The organism is Massilia pseudoviolaceinigra (assembly GCF_030846505.1).
Lineage (GTDB): Bacteria > Pseudomonadota > Gammaproteobacteria > Burkholderiales > Burkholderiaceae_D > Telluria_A > Telluria_A violaceinigra.
On the sequence record NZ_JAVCWL010000028.1, the window covers coordinates 73772 to 95460 of the forward strand.

Sequence of the window (21689 nt, forward strand, 5' to 3'; positions counted from 1 at the left end):
CAGCCACCCATTTTTGGAAGACGCATATGCAATCATTTGGCCATTCCGTTTCACAACGCGCCCCAGCGGCGTCGATGAGCTATCGCAGCGCCACCGTCAGGACAGTCGATGGCGCGCGATGCGCGATCGATATTGATGGGGTGATCGCAGACGCTGTCCTGGCGACGCATATCCTGTCGGTCGCCGCCGGCCAGCAGGTAGCCGTCCTGGATGGCGGGCAGGCCGCACCGCTGCTGATCGTCGCCGCCTGGCCGCTACATCAGCAGCAGATTGAGCCGCCGCTCAGATTTGACGCTGACACCGGCACACTGCATATTCGTGCCGCCCGCCTGAATCTGGCGGCGCTGGCCACGCTGGAATTGCGCTGCGGTGAAGCGCTCATACGCCTGACCCTCGACGGCAAGGCGCGGATCGAGGGGGCCGAAGTTCTCTCGGCGGCCATTGGCGCTAATCGCATCGAAGGAGCCAGCATTGACCTCAACTGAATTGCCAAGCATAAGCCGCCGCCTTCCGCCGTTGCCCGGCCTGCTGGACGACATGCTGGGCCAGGCGCTGCGTGCCCGTCGCCGGCGCGTTATGATGGCCAACAATGCGTCTCTCAATCTGATGGCTTTGCGCGTTCCTGACGAGGCCTTGGATCAACTGGTTCAGGGCGCCGCGATATACGGCCAGCAGGCAGTTGCTGCGGCCGATGATTTAATTGGGTCGCTGGATGGAGCGGCAAAAGATGCAGCGGTATTCGTGCGTGTCGCGCTGGCGGTGCAACTGCGCGACGCTACACTGGCCCAACTAGCCGTACGCTATCTCAGCGACTTTCCACAGGCAGTGCGCGATGCATGCTGGTTCTATCCTGTCACCAGCGGGGTCCTTACTGATGACAACTCCCACATCGTTCAGTTATTCAACAGCGCCGACGGCGCTGGCCAACTACGGCAATTTGCCGTGGAAATGGCCGGACTGCGCGACGTCAAAAGCTTGCACGCGCAGATTGCCGATCTTCTTGACGATACGAGCTTGAGTGCCTCGGCGCACATTGCATTGACCCGCATGGGCGCGGCCACTGACGCGACCCAGCGCTTCGCCCGCGACAGCTTGGCCGCAGGCGAACCGACGCACTGTGCAACGGCAATGACACTCATCGGCGAAGACCCGAGCATTGCCGACGACGCCTTTCTGCAGTTGGCCTTGCCGCTAGACCCCGCGTACGTCGAGCAAGCTTGGGCAATTGCCATCGCACGCGACGCGCGCGCGATGGCCAACCATGCGGCGCTCCGTGCTGACCTTGCGTCGCCGCTGCGCGCGCGCATCGTGGCGCTGACTGGCTTTGTCGATGGGGTTATTGAGGCTTGCGCCATCATGGCGCAGGCCGATGGCCCCATCAGCGCATTTGAGGCCGACATTTTGCAGTTGACGCTGGGCGAAGTGCCGGTCGAAGCGCGTTGCGCGCCGAATGACAAGCGCGCCAAGTCAGTTGCGATGCGTGCGGCATTACTGCGTGCTTGCCGGCGTGCTCACCTGACCTTGAGCAACGATGCCGATGTCTGCGAATGGGACATCCAGGAAATTCTGGCAACGCCTACCCAAGCCGCAAGTATGCGCTTGCGCAATGGCGCCCCACTAGTGACGCCGGTACCGGTGTGGGACAGTGGGCTGATGGAGGTCAGCCACGGATTGCGCAAATGGTTGTACATCGAGCGCGCAGCGCTTGCGCAGCATGCGCTGCCACTGTCGCCTTTCGACGTCACGCGCCGCCAGCAGTCAGCAATGATGGTCGCCGCATTTTCCGACGAGATGAGCGCAATTTGACTTCAAGGCGTCGTACCGACGCCTTCCAGCTAACTATAGAAACCGAATATGAGCACTTTCCCCTCACCTGTATTGGCAATCCGCTCCAGCGGACTGGTAACTGCTATCGGCAACTCAACGCTACAAACCACCTCTTCCTGGCTGACCCAGGCCCGCCGCATGCGCCGGGTTGACCTGGACGGCTTCGCCGACCCGTTTACCATTGCCGACTGCCACAGTGTGACCGCGCAACTGGCACCCGTTGAGCGCCTTGCGGCGCTGCTATTCCCGGCAGTAGCCGAAGCGATGGACGACGCCGATTACCTGACTCAGCAGCTGGAGGACGAATGTATGGAAATCGTCGTCCTGCCGCGTTGGCTCAACCCGGCTGATGGCAAGCGCCTGGCCACCGAGTTGGGCGCGATGCTCCTTCGTTACAAGGGCTGGGTTGATCGCCCCCGTTCCAGGCTCATCGTGCCGGCCGGAGCCAGCGGCGCCTGGCTCGGACTCGAGTATGCCTACCGCTCGCTCGCCACCAACCCGCGCCTGCAGCATGTCATGATCGCGGCGGTCGACTCGGCGTGCACGCCTGAGCTCCTGCAGCAGGCAGCGGCCGCAGACTGGCTACACCGGCCCGGCAATGCGGAAGGATATGTACCGGGAGAAGCAGCGGCCTGTGTGCTGCTGCAGCGCGCCGATTCCATCAGTGAGCTGCCAGCTGGCGACTTTGCATTGCACCGCCCCGCTTTTTTCAACGCGGACGAACACTGGGGACCCTGCGCCACGAAGCCGGACGCGAGTCCACTCAGTCAAGCGCTCAGCGGCGCACTGGCAGCCGCTGGCATGGAGCCTTCCAACATCAGTCATCTTGAAAGCGATATGGATGGTTCGGACTGGCGTGCCCATCTGGAGTCGACGGCCTTGAGCCGGGTGATATTCAGTCAAACCACCGCCTTGCCGCAATGGCGGCCAGCGACCTTGCTGGGACAAACTGGCGCGGCGGGCGGGATTATCGGCTGGCTACTGCCGGCCAGCTTGCATCAACAGCAAATAGAGCACATCAATACGGTCCTGAACTGGTCGATCTCGCCAAGCGGCGAGGCCGCCGCCTGCGTGCTCGAACGCTCCCCCAACTGACTTCGAAACCCTAGACGCCATGCCAACAAACGTACGGACTGACAATAACGATTTGGTGAGCCAGCACTCGAAGGGCGTGGCAGCGCAACCGGCTGATCCAGTGTTCCTCAAGCCAAAGGGGGATCCCGGTATCGCGCCCCATTTTAATATCAGTACCAAGATCAACAACCCGGCAGGCACCGTTTACGATCACAAAACGCGTGTGGCCCATAGCGAAAGCTATATGGGGCAAGGCAAGCATGTCCCGATCGTCATTGTCGGGCGCAATACAGCGCAGGTCGATGGGGACAATGGCTTTTTGTCGTGGATGAAAAATGTCTACATCGAGAAGCGTAACGCGGTCATGCATGGCGTCAAGACCGGCGTCAATTCGTTGTGGAGCATGTTACCGCCGGCTCTGAAAACCGCCATTCAGAACGGCGGCCAGATTGCTTCTGGCATGACCCTGAAGGATTTTGGCGACGCCGCGAAAGACGACGCCCAAGCCATGCTTGACGCCTTGATGTCAAAGGACACGGTGATGGCCCTGGCACAGACTGCCGCACTGATGGCGGTGTCTGCGGTTCCTGTCGTGGGCCAACTTGCGGGTGGCGCGGCGGCGGTTCAGCGTATAAAGGGCGCCATCTCGGCCGTCGACGGCGCGGCGGACGAATTGAAGGGCATGGTGGACCGTTGGAGCAAACCCATGAGCCCAGCGCAAATCGCCGCCGAAAGAAAGAAGCTGGCCTCGTTTCTGATCCGGGTCGGCGTCTCTGCCCTGCTGGCCGCGCTTGGCAAGGCGAGTGCGAAGCTGTCCGCCCGTTCGAAAGGGAAGGAAAACTCGACGCAGCCAGTAGTTGTCGGCCAAGCGGCTTTGCCTAAGGGTACCTGCAAGCTGTGCGTCAGGGGTAAGCCGGTTATCATCGCGACCGGAGAAAAATCGCTTTCTCAAGTCGATTTTTCCCTCCCCGGCACGTTACAAATCGAATGGAATCGAACCTATCGCTCGGGCGATGCATCCAGCGCTTGGTTCGGCCAAGGATGGAGTACCCCGCTCGGGGTGACACTGCACTTGGCTGCAGATGGCATTGCGTATCACGATGCCGGCGGACGCGCAGTGCGGCTGCCTTCGGTCGCTTGCGGCGCTGAACTATTTGACGCATACGAACAATTGACCGTACGTCGACCGTCGGTAGATGTGTGGGAAATTATTTTTAAGGATGGGCAAACACTGCAGTTCCGGCGCGAGCGCGAAGATTTTTTTATCTTGCCGCTGGCTTCAATCGTCGATCGCAATGGCAATACCATTAGCCTTCAATATCCTGCATCCCATGACGACCCGTTCGAATCACAGCGTCCGCAGTTGATTACTGACAGCGCCGGGCGGCGCTTGCACCTCGCATGGAATGCGGCCAGCATGCTGACCTCGGTGACCTTGCTTCCCGTGGAAAACGAGGAAAGTCATGTGTTAGCCCGCTACGCGTATAGTGCCCAGGGCGACCTCATCTCCCACACGGATGCGCAAAACGGCCGCCGCGAGTACGAGTGGCACAATCACATTCTTGTCGCGTACACCGAGCCGGACGGTGCACGCTACTGTGCCGAGTACGACGAGTACTCGACATTCGGCCGGGTGGTGCGCTCCTACGCCGCCGTCGATGGTCGCGGGCTGACCTTCGAATACCTCGACCGTGCCCGCATGACCCGTATCACTGATGGTATTGGGCGCACCACGCTCTATGAGTATGACGAACGCAAGGAAATTATCGCCACTACCGGGCCCGATGGCGTGCGCGTGGAGACTCCGACCGACGCAAATGGCAACCAGCGTGGCGCTGCCGATGCCTTGGGTAGACAAAGTCACTATCGCTATGACGGGCGCGGCAACCTGATCGAATTTGTCGATGCAACAGGTGCCCGCACGTCCATCGAATATGACCAGCTTGATCTGCCGGTCAAGCTGACCGACCCTTTACAGCACGGCTGGCGGCGCCAATACGATATCCGCGGCAATATTGTTGCCGTCATTGATCCACTCGAACGCATCGCCTATTACAACAATAACAGTCGCGGGCTGCCCTCGGCGATCACCGATGCGCGCGGTGGTTCCACCGCGCTGGAATGGACTCGCGCAGGCGAACTAGCCAGTTTTACCGATTGCTCCGGCAACGTTACGACGTTCGAGTACGACCGCCTCGGACGCGTACTGTGCCGTCGCGATGCGCTGGGCCAAGCTACAAGATATGAATGGGATCGAGTGGGTCGACTGGCCAAGCTGATCGATGCTGCGGGCGGTGTACAGGAATATAGTTGGACCGCTGAGGGGCACTTGTTAGCCTACACCGATGCCTGCGGCGCTCGTACCACCTACCGTTACAATACCCATACCGAGCTGATCCAACGAACCGATGCAAATGGCCATCATTTAACCTATGGCTATGATGCGATTGGCCGCCTCACCAGTCTAACCAACGAAAACGGTGAGAGCACCACCTTCATTTACGATCTTTCCGACCGCCTATCCGATGAGATCGGTTTTGACGGTCGCCACCAGCGCTATTGCTACAACTGCCTGGGTGAGCTGACTCATCTGGTCGAGGCGGGGGGCACTGATGCTGGCCCGGGCAAAGTCACTTTCTTTGATCGCGACCCGCTTGGCCGGGTGGTGGCGAAATTACCCCAAGGCGAACCAGACTGCCATGCCTACTTCCGCTTCGACGCCGTTGGGCGCTTGATCGCCGCAGACAATGCTGCAGCGCGGATCGCCTTTTCGTACGATGCAAGCGGACAGTTAACCGGGGAATGCCAGACTCTGGCGGGCGGCGCACCACGCGAACTGGCGCACAGCTACGACATGATCGGTAACCGAACCCGCACTGCACTGCCGGACGAGCGCGTGCTTGATTGGTTGTACTATGGTTCGGGCCACTTGCATCAGATCGGCTTGGAGGAAAAGGGACAGCGGCAAGTTATTGCTGATATCGAGCGTGACGCGCTGCACCGGGAAACCGCGCGCAGTCAGGGCGCGCTCGAAAGCGCCTACCAATACGACCCGATGGGACGTCTGTCGCGCCATCGTGTGGGGTCCGTCAAAGGGAATGGCAACGATCTGGAAACGCTCACTGGTGCCGCCATCGAGCGGACCTATCGCTATGACGCGTCAGGCAAGCTCATCACTAAGACCGACAGCCTGCGCGACCAGATGCACTACCTGTACGACCCGGTTGGCCGCATTTTGGCAGCGACAGGTGAACGTCAAGAATCTTTTGCCTTCGACCCAGCTGGCAACATTCAGCAGCCTGCAGCGGCCGGCACCGTCCGCGGCAACCGGCTGAGTGTGTATCAGGATCTTCGTTACACCTACGATTCCTATGGAAACGTCAGCACGCGGGCCAAAGGTGCGCATGAACGAGCCGAATTTAGCTGGAACGCCCTGCATCAACTGCAGCGTGCAACCGTCGTGCGTCATGGAGTGACCCAGACGACGGGATTCGAGTACGACGCATTGGGCCGGCGCACCCGAAAGTCCGACACATTCGGCGTCACGGAGTTCCTGTGGGATGGCGACCTTCTTCTCGAAAGCCGACGCGGCAGTAAAAACGAACTATTTGTGTTTGAGCCTGACTCGTTTGTCCCCTTGGCCACCATTCAAAACCAGAAGACCTACTGGTACCAAAATGATCAGGCCGGTGTACCGCAAGAACTCACGGATGCGAATGGCAGGATTGCCTGGTCTGCAGACTATAAGGTCTGGGGCGAGGCCCGAACGCAAAAACTCGGCGAGCATGCCGGGGCGAGCGCTTCGCTCGTAGGACTTACCAGCGAGCATTCGGTCAGTCAGCCGTTCCGTTTTCAGGGGCAGCAGTTTGACGAGGAAACGGGATTGCACTACAACCGGTTCCGCTACTACGATCCCGCTGTGGGCCGTTTTGTCAGCCTGGACCCGATCGGACTGGATGGAGGCTTCAACTTATTTAGCTACGCGCCGAACCCATTACGATACATCGATCCGTTTGGCCTCGCGGGTACGAGCCTCGACGCAACAGGGGCCTCGATTCCCACGAATAGTCATGGAATTCCCGATAAGAACCTATTTACCCCGAAACAGGGTATTTCAAGCTACAAACGTTTGTCCAGTTGTGGTCCGTTTACGGCACAAAAAGCGTCGGTTCAGGGTCGTCCGTGCGTAGTTTGCGGTACAATCGCCCCTCGAATGGTTGCTGATCACATCGATGGCCTTGCGGTCGAACACTACCGCACCGGCACCAACGATATTGCACATCAATCAAGCGTCGCTGCCGTTCAGCCACACTGTCCTCGCTGTTCAAGCCAACAGGGTGGTATGGCGTCAGCTTTTTCCAAATGCATGAAGACTAAAATTTAGCCATGACTATCGTCGATTTGAAATCCCCAGAGGTCGTCGCTCGCCAAAAAGAAGTATGTCAGCAGTATTCATCGGACGTGGTTCTGCCGGATCCTCACCTCAAGATTGGCATTGCGATCGACAGCCTGTCGAAAATGCCGATCACCGGAGTGCGCTGCATGCCGGAAAATGGCACCGATGGCTGGTACATTTGGGGCGGCGATCACTCATCCGAAACAGAATTTTATCAGCCGCTGCACCTTAGCCATATCGGCGAGTTTGCTCCGCAAGTTGTGCCCTATCTTGCTCTTGCTCCGGGATTTAAATTCATGATCGATAACGAAGGCTATGAGGACGTGTGGTTTGACGCATCGCTCCTGGAACCGTTCTGATCGGATTCAGTATTTCACTGACGATTTCCATCGGGGAGCCGCCTGATGCTCAGTTCCGCCGATGTTGCTGGCGCTGGCTCAGCGCCAGCCATTGCGGCCGGTCCAGTTCGGCCCCTGCTGTTAGATCGCGGCCAGCCGGCCAATGCGGTGCAGAACTGAGATCATCTCGTTATACATATCTTTTCCAGCTGAGCGCTACTTGAGCGCGGAACGTCGATTTGCATGAAGGTTTGTCCAAAATTTGGCAAAAACGTGGGTGATTTGCTTTAGACGCATTAATTCTGCGTTCGCTCTTGCTGGCGGGGAGGCCATGGAGGCTCCGGCTGCCGTTTGAAAACTGACTCTCGAGCGCGTCGCCCGCGTCTGCATGAGCCAGAACATTTCATCCATGTCCGCGAGCGCCGACCAGGTGGCCAGCCTGGTCCATGCGAACAGTGTTCTGCGCACCGAAATCGCCGACCTCAAGCATCAACTGGAATGGTTCCGGCGCCAGATATTCGGCAAGAAAAGCGAGCGCCGGCCATGCGAAGCCGATGGCTCACAGCTGAACCTGATGGAATTGCCGGCCGCCGCCGAAGACGCGGCCGCGCCGGGCAAGACAGTGGCCGCGCACACCCGGCGCGCCAAGGCGCCGGCCGGCGCAGACAGCGATGGATCCAAGCTCTTCTTCGACGACAAGCAGGTGCCGGTCGAAGTCATCGCCGTGCCGAACCCCGAGACCGACGGTCTCGGCCCCGACGAGTACCAGGTCATCGGCGAGAAAGTGAGCCATCGGCTGGCCCAGCGCCCTGGCAGCTATGTGATTCTTAAGTACGTGCGCCCGGTGATCAAGCGGCGCGACACGGCAGCCATTTCCTGCCCGCTGGCGCCGCAAGGGGTGCTCGATGGCAGCCGCGCCGACGTCAGCTTCGTGGCCGGCATGCTGGTCGATAAGTTCGCCTATCATCAGCCGCTGTATCGCCTGCACCTGCGGCTGTCTGACCGGGGCATCAAGGTCAGCCGGGGCTGGCTGACGCAACTCACGCATGCCGCGATCGATCTGCTGGTGCCCATCCATGCGGCGCAGCTCGACTCGATCCGCCAGTCCAGGGTCAAGGCCATGGACGAGACCCCGATCACGGCCGGGCGCACCGGCCCTGGCAAGCTGCGCAGCGCGTATTTCTGGCCACTCTATGGCGAGCGCGATGAGGTGTCGTTCCTGTACTTCCCCACGCGCGCCGCCAGCAATATCGAGGATGCGCCGGGCTTGTCGCCGCCGGAAAGGGCGGTCCTGCTCAGCGACGGATACAGCGTCTACAGCAGCTACGCACGTAAGACGGCAATCACCCATGCCCAGTGCTGGACGCATACCAGAAGACTATTCTTCGAGGCGCAAAAGATCGAACCGGAGCGCGCCGCGCACGCGCTCGATCTGATCGGCAAAATCCACCAGGTCGAGGCGCAGATCCGCGAGCGCGATTTGCGCGGACCGGCCAAGCGCGCCTGGCGTGTCCAGCATGCCAGGCCACTGGTGACGCAGTTCTTTGTGTGGATCGGCGTCCAGTTCGACCATCAGGGGCTGCTGCCCAGCAGTCCCTTGACCAAGGCGATTGCTTACGCGCGCGAGCGGCGTGCCGGACTCGAAGTGTTTCTCGACGATTCAGACCTGCCCGCCGACACCAATCATTTGGAACGCGCCTTGCGCGTCATTCCAATGGGCCGGAAGAACTGGAATTTCTGCTGGACGGAAATTGGCGCCGAGTACGTCGGCGTGATCCAGTCCCTGGTCGTCACCTGTCGCTTGCACGACATCGATCCGTATGACTACCTGGTCGATGTGCTCCAGCGTATCAGCGAGCATCCCGCTTCCAAGGTCGAACAGCTCACCCCGCGACTGTGGAAACAGCATTGCGCCGACAATCCGCTACGCTCGGACCTGCACAGATTTAACGGCTGATCTACGACGCCGTTCAGTTACCGCTTACCCCAAGTCGCTGATTTAGCAAACCCAGCCGTGCAACCGGATGTGTCGTCCAACGATACACGCCGCAGGGATCGGACGGAAATCACGGGGCAGGAAAGGTTGTCGAGACAGCGCCCACAACCATCCTGATACTTCCCCCGTGACCACGCCCTGCGGCGCAAGCCCGTCCGCATCCCTCCGGCTTATCTCATCCGCGCTCAGCGGACGCCATAACAACCAAGCTCAGCGCTGGTGTAGGTGCGGCTGCCGCCATCGTCGGTGCGGACATTGACCGAGAACTGCGATCCCCATGGGAACTGCGTGCCGCTGAACGACCACAGCACCTGGCCGTTGGCGTCGGTCTTGCGGGCGTAGCTGCCCATCAAGCCGCCTTGTGCATTGGTGAAAGTCAACGCGACACCCATCTGTGCAAGCGGTGTGCGCAGCGAGCCATCGCTGTACGCCGTCGTGCGGATCCACAAACCCACCCGGTTCGTCAGACTGGCACCGCATTGTGCCTGGAAGCTGGTGGTTTTCCCCCAAGCCCAACGCGACACGTCCAGCCTGCGCGCCCCTGCTATCTTGCCGTTCAACAAGGGTTCCACCGCCGCGCTGGACAGCAAGGCATTGCGCGTTTGCTGTACGGTGGCCGTCGGGTTCAGCACGCGATACAGTCCGAGCGCGCCAGCGACGTGCGGCGACGCCATCGAAGTACCGTTCTTCCAGCTGTAGGCGCTGTCCGAATTGATCACGGTGGAATAAATGCCGGTTCCCGGCGCAGCGATATCCACCGACGTGACGCCAAAATTGGACGTCGACGACAAGATACCGTCCTGCTTCAGATTGCCCACCGCGATGACGTTCTCCACGTCCAGGTTCGCCGGCCACATGAATTTCTCGTCCGTATTGGTCCCGTTATTGCCGGCCGCGGCGGCCACCATGATGTTGGCGTCGCGCGCAGCCTGAAAGTATTCGATACCGTTGTTGTTGACGGTACCGGACAAGCCTCCCAGCGAGAGGTTCACTGCCACCACGTTAATGCCGCGCTTGGTTTTCAGGTCCACCAGATAGCTGAGCGCTTCCATCACCGCGCTCGAGGGACAGCTGCCGCCGGCGCTGCATACCTTGACGGGAATGATCTTTACCCCGCCGTCGCCGCAGATGCCTGCTACGCCCAGGCTGTTGTTGCGGCGCGCGGCGATCGTTCCGGCCACGTGCGTGCCGTGCGAGTGATCATCCTCCGCGTTATTGGTGTGGCTATAGAAATTCCAGCCCCTGACGTCGTCGATGAATCCATTGCCATCGTTATCGATACCATCGCCGGCTTTTTCGCCGCCATTGGTAAACATGTTGTCCTTCAAGTCTTCGTGCGTGCTGCGTACACCGGTATCGAGCACCGCCACGTACGCAGGCTGTGTCGTCTTGCATGCATAGCCTTGCTGCCAGAGCGCGGCCACGCCGGTGCCGAACGGGTTGGCGGGAGTGGTGGTGGCGCCGTGCACGCCCCACAGGTTGTTAAATGCCGCATCGTTGGACGGCGCGGTATCTTGCAACTCCAGCATCCAGTCCGGCTGGACATCTTCCACCAAGGGGTTGCGGCGCAGTTGCGCGATCGCCGATGGCACGCTCCACAAACGGTTCAGATTGACCAGTTCGTAGCGATCCATGCCGCGCGTGCGGGCGCGATCCGCGGCGCCGGCCAGGCTGAAATCCGTGGCGCTGGCCAGGCTGCGACCGTGGCGCCCGCCGTGCAAGCGTTTACGGCTGGTCGGCGTGATGGCACGCATTGCCTGCTCCTTGTCGGCCTCGGTCGCGTCGCTGCGGAACTTGACGATCAGACGCGTGCGGTCGAAGCGCTGCAAACCTTCCATGGCGCGCAGCTCGTCAATGGACAGGGCGTGTGCGGCCGGCGCTGCGGGGGCAGCCTGCGCGGCCGAAGCCAGAGCAGCGGCCACGGCAATAACGGATGCGGTACAGGCAAGGTAAAAACGGGGATGGCGATGCATATAAGTCTCCTGCGCCACATGGGCACGTTGTTCAATCGATTTTTTGAGAATTTTCTGATTGGTCATGGCAAAGCGACGCGCCAAGGTCGTTGGCGCGTGATCTGGTTGAAATGCGGCAGTTTTCCCGGTTTCTTACCTGCCCATGCGGTTCACCGCAGGTCATGTTGGAACCGGTCATCGAGCCTCACTTCATGCGCAATTTGCCGCGCGAGTGGCGGCCGCCCGCAACGCGTTCATGACGCGTTCGGTTCCCAGGCGCCAAAGTATGAAAGGAAAATGTGGATGAATTGTGGATTCTTCGCTAACCATTTCCTGACCTTGCACACTCTCGAAAAATGCCGCACCGTAACTGGAAGCGAGCGTACAATCCATGCACAATCATGGTCGATCAGCGCTTACGGATGCGATCCACTACTGCCTGACAAGACCTCGCGCGCATGACATTCCCGACACTTCCCACGAGAAGCATAATCAACTGTCCTGGCGTCGCTTCAACGGTTCAACCTTTAGCGTTCTATGTTGTTCTCCCTCCACGCAATACGCCATCTTGTTCTGTTCGCCACATTCGTTTTGATGTGCTTTTCGGCCGACGCCACGGACAGTGTTGCTTCGGTCAGCCTGAAGCAGTCCCGCGATCTATCCGGTGAAACGCTCGGCCTGCGCTATCTGCGTGACACACGGCAGACCCTGACGATTGGTGAGCTGAGAAAACTGCCGGAGGGGCAGTTTTCAGTGGTGCGCCAGCGCGATGTCAATCAGCGTTTCCAGCGTGGTGACTACTGGCTCAAGACATCGGTCCATAACGCATCCAAAGCCAGCATGACGTGGGTGCTGCGGCATCCCATGCCGGTCACCGACTATGTCGATTACTGGATTTTTACAAATGGCGCGCTGGTTACCCACGCCACAGGTGGCGACCGGACCTTGATGTCGGATCGGTAGATCCCATATCGCATCGCGAGCGTTCGCCACACGTCGGAAGCGGGTCAAGTATCGGAGGTCTACATACGTTTGCGGAACAAACAGGCGGCACCGATGCATTTAGTCTTCGCACTGTCCGATGAAGTGACGTTTTTACGAAAAATTTCAAACGACCAGCTATTGATGGGCGTTTTTTACGGGATTCCCTGCGCCCTGGTCGTGTATGCGCTCTGTGGATGGTTCATCAACGGAACCCCCAGCAGCCTGGTCTACGCAGGCTATGTCCTCGCCATCATGGGTTCGTGGCTGGGAATAAATGGACAATTGGCCGAGTACGTCTTTGTCGACAAGCCGGACATCGCGAACTTCATGCTGGTCGTATTTTTCCTGCTTGCGACAATTGCCAACTGTATGTTCGTGCGAGAGTTCCTGCAGACCAAGCGGTTCATGCCTCGTTTCGACAAGTATTTTGGCGGTGTCATCATTCTTGCCATCGCAGGCATCGTTTTGCGCGCACTGGGCCTTCAGGTTGCGGTGATCCAGGTGACCATTGTCTTGTTATTGACGCATGCCATTGCCCCCGTGGTGGCGATACTCTCCCTGAGAGGACGCGCGGTTTTCACGCGCTGGTATCTGGTTGCGCAGCTGGTGTACAACGCGGCCCTGCTCATCGGAATTGCCGGGGTCCGGTTTGCGGAACTCAGTTATGAAAATTATTTTTTCTACTGCCAGCTGGCCTTTATCGCGGAACTGGTGCTCCTCGGGGTGGCGCAGCAGGACAGGGTGCGCATTCTGCAACGCGAAAAATCGGCGTTCGAACAGAAGTACAACACAGCGCTGCAGATCAATAACGCCGAGTTGGCCAAACAACTTGAACAACGCACTTGCCAGCTACGGGAAGCGCAACAGCGCACTGAATTCATGGCTGCCGTGAAAACGACAACTGGCCGCATTGCCAATGGCGAATTCGGTGTGCGCCTGGCTCCGGGGGAGTCGCCAGAGCTGGCTGACCTAGCCACTAATGTCAACGTGATGGCCGAGTCGCTGTCCCGCCTTGAAGGCGCCCGCAAACGGTGGATTGCCGATATCAGCCACGAACTGCGCATCCCCCTCTTTTCCCTGCTCTGCGAAACCGAGGCCTTGCTGGACGGAGTAAGAACGATCAATAAGCGCGCCATCGCGTCCATCCATGAAGAAGTGATACGGCTATCCCGACTGGTGTCGGACTTGCATGAAGTGGCGTTGACCTATCTCCGTCCTCTGCCATGTACTTTCACAAGCTGGCAACTTGAGGCGCTGTTGATGAAGAAAGAACACGAATATGTGCGATTCGCGCAGGAAAAAGGTCTGCGCTTTAGCGTGGAGATGCCGGCCGCCGCCTTGTTCGTCACATGGGATAAGGGTCGCTTCGAGCAACTGCTCGATAACCTGGTTCAAAACAGCATCAGCTATACGGATGCGCCGGGCGCTGTGGCGCTGTCGATCAAGGCCGGGCCGCAGCGGGTGTACATCACCCTCGAGGACACCTCGCCCGGAATCGATCCGGCTGACGCAAAGCACCTGTTCGAGCCGCTCTACAGAGCCGATATCGCACGCAGCCGCCGCGCCGGTGGAAGCGGGCTCGGACTGTCGATATGTCAGGCCATCATATATGCCCACTTTGGGAACATCACTGCCGAGCCGTCGCCGATGGGCGGCCTGGCAATCCGAATCGATCTGCCCCGTTCCACCGATAAGTCCACCGATAAAATATGAACCCTGCAGCGCACGAAATAGTCATTGTTGACGATGAGGTAAAACCTGCGCAGGTATTAGCCGAGTATCTGCAACGAGACGGCTTCCGTACTGCGCACATCCTTGACGGGAATAGCGCGGTCGCGTACCTCAGGCAATATGCACCAAGCGTTGTGATTTTGGATGTCATGCTGCCCGGGCTCGACGGGATCGAGGTTTGCCGGGCCGTGAGAAGGTTTTCGATGGTGCCGATTATCATGTTGACGGCTCGCGTGGACGAAGCCGACCGGATACAAGGCCTCGACATCGGTGCTGACGACTATCTTTGCAAGCCGGTGAGTCCACGGGAGGTGGTTGCTCGCGTGCGTGCCCAGGTGCGCCGGGCCGCCGGGCCGATGACCAGGGACCAGTACACCTTTGGGTTTGTCGTGGAGGAAGCGGCACAACGAATTTGGTGGCAGGGCAACGTGTTACCGCTTTCTCAAGTCGAATACCGGATATTCAAGACCCTGCTGTCCCAACCCGGGAGAATTTTTGAACGAGAAGCCCTGCTCAATGCAAAGGATGGGGTTGAGCGTGCAGTCAATGACCGCTCCGTCGACAGTCATATAAAGAACATTCGCAAGAAAATCAAACCGTACACCGGAGACACCGAATTCATTTTCTCCGTCTACGGCGTCGGTTATCGTTTCGGCGATTTCTAAGAAAGTGCGCGTCTCCGGGATCAGGAGGCCGCTGCGCAACGTAGCAGGTGCTGGAAGGCCCCTGCAGCGGCATGGCCGCCACGCTTGGCGTGCCGCGCCAGCAGACGCGGCACACTGCTTGCTACGACCGGGAGCGGCGCCGGGCACTCAGAGCGAGCACGCCCAAACCCAGCGCCAGCATGCCGTAGCTTGCCGGCTCGGGCACCGGGCTCATGCTGAGGACGGTCTGCTCGGTCCAGCGCAAGGTATACGATGCCGAGCCGCCCGGCCAGTACGAGTGCTCCTTCGCTTCGACGCCGGTGCGCACACTGCCCCCGGCCACGCCCTCGCCCCAGGGATCGGTGCTCCATGCGGTAGAAAAATTGAGGGCGCCGCCCGGGGTATAGGAGAATTCGAACAGCCCGCACATGAACACTTCGGGGCCGCACCAGCCGACATATTGCTGGCTGTTGAGGATAAAGGAAGTGACCTCGCCGAGCTCGATACGGCCGTCGCCGTTGCGATCGTCGCTGTCGAAGTAGCCGTACAGGCTGGCGTTGGGCCGGAACTGCCCCGATTCTTCGTGGAAAAAGCCGGTATAGGTGAATTCACGGGAGAGCGGCTGCGCATGAGCGCTGGTCGCCAGCGCGGCAGCGGCAGCGGCAGCTGCAATAAGTAACGAGGGTTTGAACATGATGGTCTCCTGAAGGAAGCTACATCTTAGCGAATTAACATCACCAGACTGTCGTGTGAACGCCGCATCGTTAACAAAATAGTAGGCGCCTGGCGACGCGGCGGCTTGACAACGGCTGGCAGCGGCGCGCCCACGTAACCCGGGCGCGCCGGACGACATGGCAAGCGTGCGGTCTTTCCCCGTACAGCGTTTACAATATTGTTTTAACCACCACGGCGCGCGCGCCCCGATCCCATGGCCCACATTCATCCTACCGGCTGGCAAGAGATGGCGGTCACCGGCACCGCCGTGCGCGAGATCGACACGCTGAGCTATCTCGAGACGAGACTGGCCGATGCGCCCTACCGCATCTACCACGGCGTGCACTGGACCAACGTCGAGAATGGCTTTTCCGCCTTTGGCGAGATCGATTTCATCATCGTCGCGCCCAGCGGACGGGTGCTGCTGATCGAGCAGAAATCGGGCCTGCTGAACGAAACGGCCGATGGCCTGGTCAAGCATTACGAGGGCAAGCCGCGCAAGGTCGCCAACCACCTGATGCGCTCCATCAAGGGCCTCACGGAACGCTTCGGCGGCGAGCTATCCATCGATTACCTGCTGTACTGCCCCGATTACATCGTGCGCAACCCGCACCTGGCGGGCATCGACCCGCGCCACATCATCGACGCCACCAACAAGGACCGGCTGGCGAAAGTGATCCGCGACATCCTGCCCATGACCGATACCGCCCCTGGCGAGCAGTTCGAGAAGGTGACGCGTTTTCTCGGCAACATGCTCAGCTTGCGCCCCGATCCCAGCGCCATGATCGGCAATGCCGCCGCCATGGTCACGCGCCTGTCCGGCGGCCTGGCCACCTGGGCACGGCGGCTGGAATTCACCCCGTTCCGGCTGCGCGTGGTCGGCACCGCCGGCAGCGGCAAGACCCAGCTGGCACTGGCCGAATACGCCGCCGCCATCGATGCCGGCCTGTCGCCCCTGTACGTGTGCTACAACCGGCCCCTGGCCGATCACATCGAGCGGCTGGTCCCTCCCGGCGGACGCGTCGCCACCTTCCACATGCTCAGCGACGCATTCCTGCGCGCCCAGGGCCACATCCCCAACTACGCCGCGCCCGGCGTGTGGGACGAGATCGAAGCGCGCATGGCCGGCGCCGAGCTGCCGGAAACCTGGAAATACGATGTGCTGATCGTCGACGAGGGGCAGGATTTCTCGCTTGCCTGGCGCGACATCCTGCTGCGCATGCTCAAGGACGATGGCCGCGCCATCTGGCTGGAAGACCCCAACCAGAACCTGTACGGCCGCCCCGCGGTGCCGCTGCCGGGCTGGGTCAAGCTGCATTCCGACACCAATTTTCGCAGCCCGCGCCAGATCGTCGACATGCTGGCCTCGATCGGCGCGGTGCATCCGCCGGTGGAAGCCGGCAGCCCGTTCAAAGGCGCCGACATCGAGGAACTGATGTATCCCGAGGGCGACACCGAAGCCATGCTGGCGCAGACGCGGCGCGCGGTCACCTTGTGCCTTGGCGCCGGGTTCGCCCGGCACGATATTGCCATCGCATCGTTTCGCGGACGCGAAAAGTCGGCCATCCTCCGGCTCGACAAACTCAGCGACGCCCACACGCTCAAATCGTTCACCGGCCAGTACGACCTGTTCGGCAATCCGATCTACCGGGACGGCGGCTTGCTGGCCGAATCGGTGTACCGCTTCAAGGGCCAGTCCGCGCCCGCGGTGATCTTCACCGAGATCGATTTCGCCCGGATCGACGAACTGGTGTTGCGCAAGCTATTCGTGGGGATGACCCGCGCCAGGCTCAAGCTCGTGCTGGTGCTCAGCGAGCGCGCCGAGCAGCAGTTGCTGGACCGGATCTGACGCCAGCGCCGCGCAAGCGCTATTGCGGGAAATTATGTTCATTTTCACAACAAGTTGTTCTTTATGATATAGTTTTCACTGCCCAAGCCGGCAGCTGCGCGGCCGCTTGCAATGCATGGGCAGCCGTGCGGCCCGCCCTCCTGTAGTGTCGTGGCGCATGCCTGCATGTGCATCACTGAACCGCGCAACTACACGGGAGAAGCAGTACGCCAAAAAACCGTATCACAAATAGCGCGCTGGCGATGGCGGCCATGCTGGTGTCGACCAGCGCCTGTTTCACGGCCTTTACGCCCAAGCGCAATTTTTGCACGCACGCCCCGAAGGAGACGTCCGTGCCGATGTGTGAGCCGACAAGGCCGCCGTAAGACGGCCGCCGGACGCGGCACCGCCCTACATCGCCTTGAACAGGTGCACGAAGGCGCGGCTGACCGGCAGCTCGCGCTGGTGGCCCCTGATCCGTAAAAACAGGCGCCCGCTCTCATCGCGCCGGGTGCCGTCCAGGAACGCCAGGTTGACCAGGGTGGAACGGTGCACCTGCCAGAACAGCTCCGGGTCGAGCTGCGCCGCCAGTTCGGTGAGCGGCGTGCGGATCAGGTGTTCGCCCGCCTTGGTCGCCACCACCGTGTATTTGTCGTCGGCGTGGAAGAACAGCACGTCCTCCACCGCGATCAGGAACGTCAATTCCCCCTGTCCGGCGCGGATATAGCGCAGGCGCGGCTGCGCGGGCGTGGCCAGCAGGCGCGCCAGCGCGCGTGACAGCCGGGCATCGTCCTCCGCTGGCGCACAGGCGGCCCGGATGCGCTCCAGCGTGCGCGCCAGGCGCTCCGTTTTCACCGGTTTGAGGATGTAATCGAGCGCCGCATGCTCGAACGCTTCGACCGCATGGCTGTCGTAGGCCGTCACGAAGACGACCCTGGTCGGCCCTTCGATGCCCTGCGCCACCTCCAGTCCGGTCAGTCCCGGCATCTGGATATCGAGAAAGGCCAGCTCCGGTTGCAAGGTAGCAATGCCGTGCGCCGCCTCGACGCCGTTCACGGCCACCTGCACGATCTCCAGTTCCGGCCACAGCATGGCCAGCTGCTGGCGCAGGTAAAGCGCCAGATGCGGTTCGTCGTCGGCGATCAGGGCGCGCATGGGATAGGCGATAGAGAAGAAGTCATGGCGCCATTGTAGTGGCGTCGGGCGCGCCATCGCCAGCACCATGCGACGAATCGACGCACGGTGCGACGGGCGGCCTCCCGTTCGTCGCCACGTTTGTCGATTCGTCGTTGCGCTTGTCGATCCGTCGCCCGGCGGCTGTGCTGGCCGGCGCCGCCTGCCATCCTGCGGCCACCCCAACCACACGCAGGCATTCCATGTTCATCCGACGCACGCTGGCCGCTTCCCTTTCCCTGTTCCCGATCGACGCGCTGGCGGCGCCCGATCTGGCGCCGATCGAGCCGCAGATGGTCACCATCAAGGCTGGCCAATTCATGATGGGCAGCGCGCGCGCCGCCAATACCCAGCCGGTGCACAGCGTGACGCTCAAGGCCTTCAGGATCGGCAAATACGAAGTCACGGCGGCCGAATTCCAGCGCTTCGCCGAAGCGACCAAATACAAGGCGCCGCGCATGTGCCTGCAAATGGCGTCGAAGCGCTGGTTCGCCAGCGTGCCCAACGAGTTCGTCGACGCCGCCACCCTGCACTCGCTCAGCAAGTTCGAACCGGCCACCTGCATCGGCTGGAATGGCGCCGACGCCTACGTGAAGTGGCTGGCCAAGGAAACCGGCAAGAAATACCGCCTGCCGAGCGAAGCCGAATGGGAATACGCGAGCCGCGCCGGCGGCAGCGGCCGCTACTTTTTCGGCAATGAGGAAACCCAGGCCTGCCGCTACGCCAACCTGGCCGACCGCTCCGCCGAGGCGGCGATCCGGCGCGACTTCGACGGGCTCGAATCGCGCGAGCACGTGGGCGTGATGCCCTGCGACGACAAGGCGGGCTACGCCAGCATCGTCGGCATGTACGAGCCGAACGCCTTCGGCTTGCACGACACGCTCGGCAATATCGCGGAGTTCGTCCAGGACTGCGAGCACGACACCTACGCCGGCGCCCCCACCGACGGCAGCGCCTGGGCCGATCCACAGTGCAAGGCGCGCTCCCTGCGCGGCGGCAGCTGGCACTGGCGCGGCTTTCACGCCAGCCACCGCGGCGCCATGCCGCCCGATTTCATCGGCGCGCTGGAAGGCTTCCGGGTGGCCGAAGATATCGTTGCGCCGGCGCCCGCCGAGACCAAACCGAGTCCCTTCGATCTGGAACTGGCGCAGGCGCAGCAGGCCGAACGCGCGCGCCGCGCCGCGATTGCCGACATCCCGCGCCCGAAAGGATGAGCCAGCGAAGCTGCTACACTATTTTCCCATGGATATTCGCCACACATTGAAGCAGGCCTTGCGCAGTTTTTTGATCTTGAAAAAGCGGCGCGAGGAGCCCCTCTGGGCGCGCCTGGTGGTCGGCGCCGCGCTGGCGCTCGCGGTGGCGCTGGTGCTGATGCTGGCCTCGGTCTTCCTGATGGCGAAGGCCGAGATGAGCTGGTGGACCAGTTCGCTCACCAACAACCTCTTGCTCGGCATCTGCGCCGCTGCCGCCATGTTGCTGCTCATGCGCGTCTGCGAATGGCTGCTGCCGCAGGCGTGGCTAAGCGCCCTGTCAGCAGGACCCGACTGGCGCCCGCTCGCACTGATGAGCGCGATCCTGTTCGCGGGCGCGGCGCTGGGCGTGCGCGCCGGCTACGTGGTGCTGGGACAACTCTACGCCTACGACATGTGGAAAAAACTGTCGGGCGCACCCATGGTGCAGCTCAAGTTCGCCATCTTCGCAGCGCTGATTTTGGCAGCCAACTGGGTCTGGTGGCAGTTCCGGGCCAAGGAAAAAGCCCTGGCGCAGCAGGCCGCCGAATCGCAGTTGCGCATGCTGCAGGCGCAGATCGAGCCGCACTTCCTGTTCAACACCCTTGCCAACGTCCAGAGCCTGATCGCCACCGACGCACCGCGCGCCCAGCTGATGCTCGAAACGTTCACCGATTACCTGCGCGCCAGTCTCGGGCAGATGCGCGCCAGCGACAGCACGCTGGGAGCGGAGCTGGAAACCGCCCATAACTATCTGCTGCTGATGCAGATCCGCATGGGAAGCCGCCTGACCTTCTCCATCGAGGCGGACGAGACCTTGCGGCAAGCCCTGCTGCCGCCGCTGCTGTTGCAGCCGCTGGTCGAAAATGCGGTGCACCACGGCGTCGGCCCCAGGCTCGAAGGCGGCCATGTCAGTCTCAGCGCCAGCGTGCGCGATGGCGCGCTGGAGATCGTGGTCGACGACGATGGCATCGGCATCGGCCACGCGCGCCGCAGCATGCGCGACGGCAACGGCGTGGCGCTGATCAATATCCGCACGCGCCTGGAAACCCGTTTCGCCGCAAGGGCGGCACTGGTCATCGAGCCACTGGCGCCAGGAACCCGGGCGACGATGACCTTGCCGTTCCGGCCGGCAGCCCAGGAAACCGCGAAGGCCCCGGGTCCAGCCTCCTGACCAGCGTCCACGGAGCACCCGGCAAGTTCTTTTGTGTCGCATTGTTTCCAGTACCCGTTTGGAAACGTTGACCGCGATTTCAGGCGCATTCCCGACATCGCACCGAAACACCGGCGCGGTCTAATGAGTCCTCGTTGACCCAGCTTGCCATCCCGGCGGGCCACGACAACGCTAACTCACAGGAGAACATATGAACGCAATTCGAATCCGCACCGCCAAATCGCTTGTACGAACCGCAGCAGGCATCATGCTGATGGCGGGAGCCGGCTTGCTGTCGTCGGCCGCAAGCGCACAAAAGTTCGGTCCCAACGGCATCGCCCGCACGGAAACCGTACGCCACGAGTTCGACAGCAAACGGGAAGCGATCCAGGTGCGCGTCGATTTCGCACCCGGCGCCTCGTTCCCGAAACACGCCCACCCTGGCGTTGAAATCGCCTACGTCCTCAGCGGCACGGTCGAGTACGAGATGAATGGCGAGACCATCCGGCTCCAGGCCGGCGAGTCGCTGTACATTCCGGCCGGCGCCATGCATTCGGCGAAGAATGTCGCGGCCGGCGTGAGCGCGGAACTGGCAACCTACCTGGTGGAAAAGAACAAACCCATCGTCGTTCTCGATAAATAAGATTCTG

The 21689-nt window shown here is 61.1% G+C and carries 16 protein-coding genes; 13 read left to right on the forward strand and 3 right to left on the reverse strand.

The window, feature by feature from the left end; all coding sequences use genetic code 11:
* Positions 1 to 26: 26 nt before the first annotated feature.
* The 6 genes from RBA40_RS24335 to tnpC all read left to right on the forward strand — a co-directional run bounded on the left by RBA40_RS24335 (position 27) and on the right by tnpC (position 9592).
* On the forward strand, positions 27 to 485 hold the full coding sequence (locus RBA40_RS24335) for a hypothetical protein (RefSeq protein WP_306650663.1): 459 nt from the start codon (positions 27 to 29) through the stop codon (positions 483 to 485).
* Positions 472 to 1806, forward strand: a complete 1335-nt coding sequence (locus RBA40_RS24340) for a hypothetical protein (protein ID WP_306650665.1) — start codon at positions 472 to 474, stop codon at positions 1804 to 1806. Before RBA40_RS24335 ends, RBA40_RS24340 begins: the two co-directional genes overlap by 14 nt.
* 48 nt (positions 1807 to 1854) lie before the next feature.
* Positions 1855 to 2922 (forward strand): hypothetical protein, encoded by a 1068-nt coding sequence (locus RBA40_RS24345; protein ID WP_306650667.1) that lies wholly within the window; start codon positions 1855 to 1857, stop codon positions 2920 to 2922.
* A 19-nt stretch (positions 2923 to 2941) separates the two neighbouring features.
* Positions 2942 to 7285: an RHS repeat-associated core domain-containing protein gene (locus RBA40_RS24350; RefSeq protein WP_306650668.1), complete on the forward strand. Its 4344-nt coding sequence runs from the start codon at positions 2942 to 2944 to the stop codon at positions 7283 to 7285.
* A 2-nt stretch (positions 7286 to 7287) separates the two neighbouring features.
* A complete protein-coding gene (locus RBA40_RS24355) occupies positions 7288 to 7656 on the forward strand; it encodes an immunity protein Imm33 domain-containing protein (protein WP_306650669.1) in 369 nt (122 codons plus the stop codon).
* A gap of 388 nt (positions 7657 to 8044) precedes the next feature.
* Positions 8045 to 9592 (forward strand): IS66 family transposase, encoded by a 1548-nt coding sequence (tnpC, locus tag RBA40_RS24360; protein WP_374710545.1) that lies wholly within the window; start codon positions 8045 to 8047, stop codon positions 9590 to 9592.
* Positions 9593 to 9816: 224 nt separating this feature from the next.
* Here tnpC and RBA40_RS24365 read toward each other — a convergent pair whose 3' ends face one another.
* Positions 9817 to 11604, reverse strand: coding sequence for a S8 family peptidase (locus tag RBA40_RS24365; protein WP_306650670.1), 1788 nt, complete (start codon positions 11602 to 11604; stop codon positions 9817 to 9819).
* Positions 11605 to 12120: 516 nt separating this feature from the next.
* Between RBA40_RS24365 and RBA40_RS24370 the strand changes: the two genes are divergently transcribed.
* The 3 genes from RBA40_RS24370 (at position 12121) to RBA40_RS24380 (ending at position 14963) form a co-directional block, all read left to right on the forward strand.
* On the forward strand, positions 12121 to 12546 hold the full coding sequence (locus RBA40_RS24370; protein WP_306650672.1) for a 7TMR-DISMED2 domain-containing protein: 426 nt from the start codon (positions 12121 to 12123) through the stop codon (positions 12544 to 12546).
* A 93-nt stretch (positions 12547 to 12639) separates the two neighbouring features.
* Positions 12640 to 14280, forward strand: a complete 1641-nt coding sequence (locus tag RBA40_RS24375) for a 7TM diverse intracellular signaling domain-containing protein (RefSeq protein ID WP_306650673.1) — start codon at positions 12640 to 12642, stop codon at positions 14278 to 14280.
* Positions 14277 to 14963, forward strand: coding sequence for a response regulator (locus tag RBA40_RS24380; RefSeq protein ID WP_306650675.1), 687 nt, complete (start codon positions 14277 to 14279; stop codon positions 14961 to 14963). Before RBA40_RS24375 ends, RBA40_RS24380 begins: the two co-directional genes overlap by 4 nt.
* A 121-nt stretch (positions 14964 to 15084) precedes the next feature.
* On the opposite strand, the gene RBA40_RS24385 is transcribed toward RBA40_RS24380, so the two are convergent.
* Positions 15085 to 15636, reverse strand: a complete 552-nt coding sequence (locus RBA40_RS24385) for a PEP-CTERM sorting domain-containing protein (RefSeq protein ID WP_306650677.1) — start codon at positions 15634 to 15636, stop codon at positions 15085 to 15087.
* 234 nt (positions 15637 to 15870) lie between these two features.
* Between RBA40_RS24385 and RBA40_RS24390 the strand changes: the two genes are divergently transcribed.
* Entirely contained in the window at positions 15871 to 17505 is a 1635-nt protein-coding gene (locus RBA40_RS24390) for an ATP-binding domain-containing protein (RefSeq protein ID WP_306650678.1), read from the forward strand.
* A gap of 390 nt (positions 17506 to 17895) precedes the next feature.
* Here RBA40_RS24390 and RBA40_RS24395 read toward each other — a convergent pair whose 3' ends face one another.
* Positions 17896 to 18639: a LytR/AlgR family response regulator transcription factor gene (locus tag RBA40_RS24395; RefSeq protein WP_306650699.1), complete on the reverse strand. Its 744-nt coding sequence runs from the start codon at positions 18637 to 18639 to the stop codon at positions 17896 to 17898.
* A 221-nt stretch (positions 18640 to 18860) separates the two neighbouring features.
* Between RBA40_RS24395 and RBA40_RS24400 the strand changes: the two genes are divergently transcribed.
* From RBA40_RS24400 to RBA40_RS24410, 3 genes are all read left to right on the forward strand, one after another.
* The gene (locus RBA40_RS24400) at positions 18861 to 19871 is read left to right on the forward strand and encodes a formylglycine-generating enzyme family protein (RefSeq protein WP_306650679.1); all 1011 of its coding nucleotides are present in this window, start codon (positions 18861 to 18863) and stop codon (positions 19869 to 19871) included.
* Between the two features lie 58 nt (positions 19872 to 19929).
* On the forward strand, positions 19930 to 21060 hold the full coding sequence (locus tag RBA40_RS24405) for a sensor histidine kinase (RefSeq protein ID WP_306650680.1): 1131 nt from the start codon (positions 19930 to 19932) through the stop codon (positions 21058 to 21060).
* Positions 21061 to 21250: 190 nt separating this feature from the next.
* Positions 21251 to 21682, forward strand: coding sequence for a cupin domain-containing protein (locus tag RBA40_RS24410; RefSeq protein ID WP_306650682.1), 432 nt, complete (start codon positions 21251 to 21253; stop codon positions 21680 to 21682).
* Positions 21683 to 21689 lie beyond the last annotated feature (7 nt).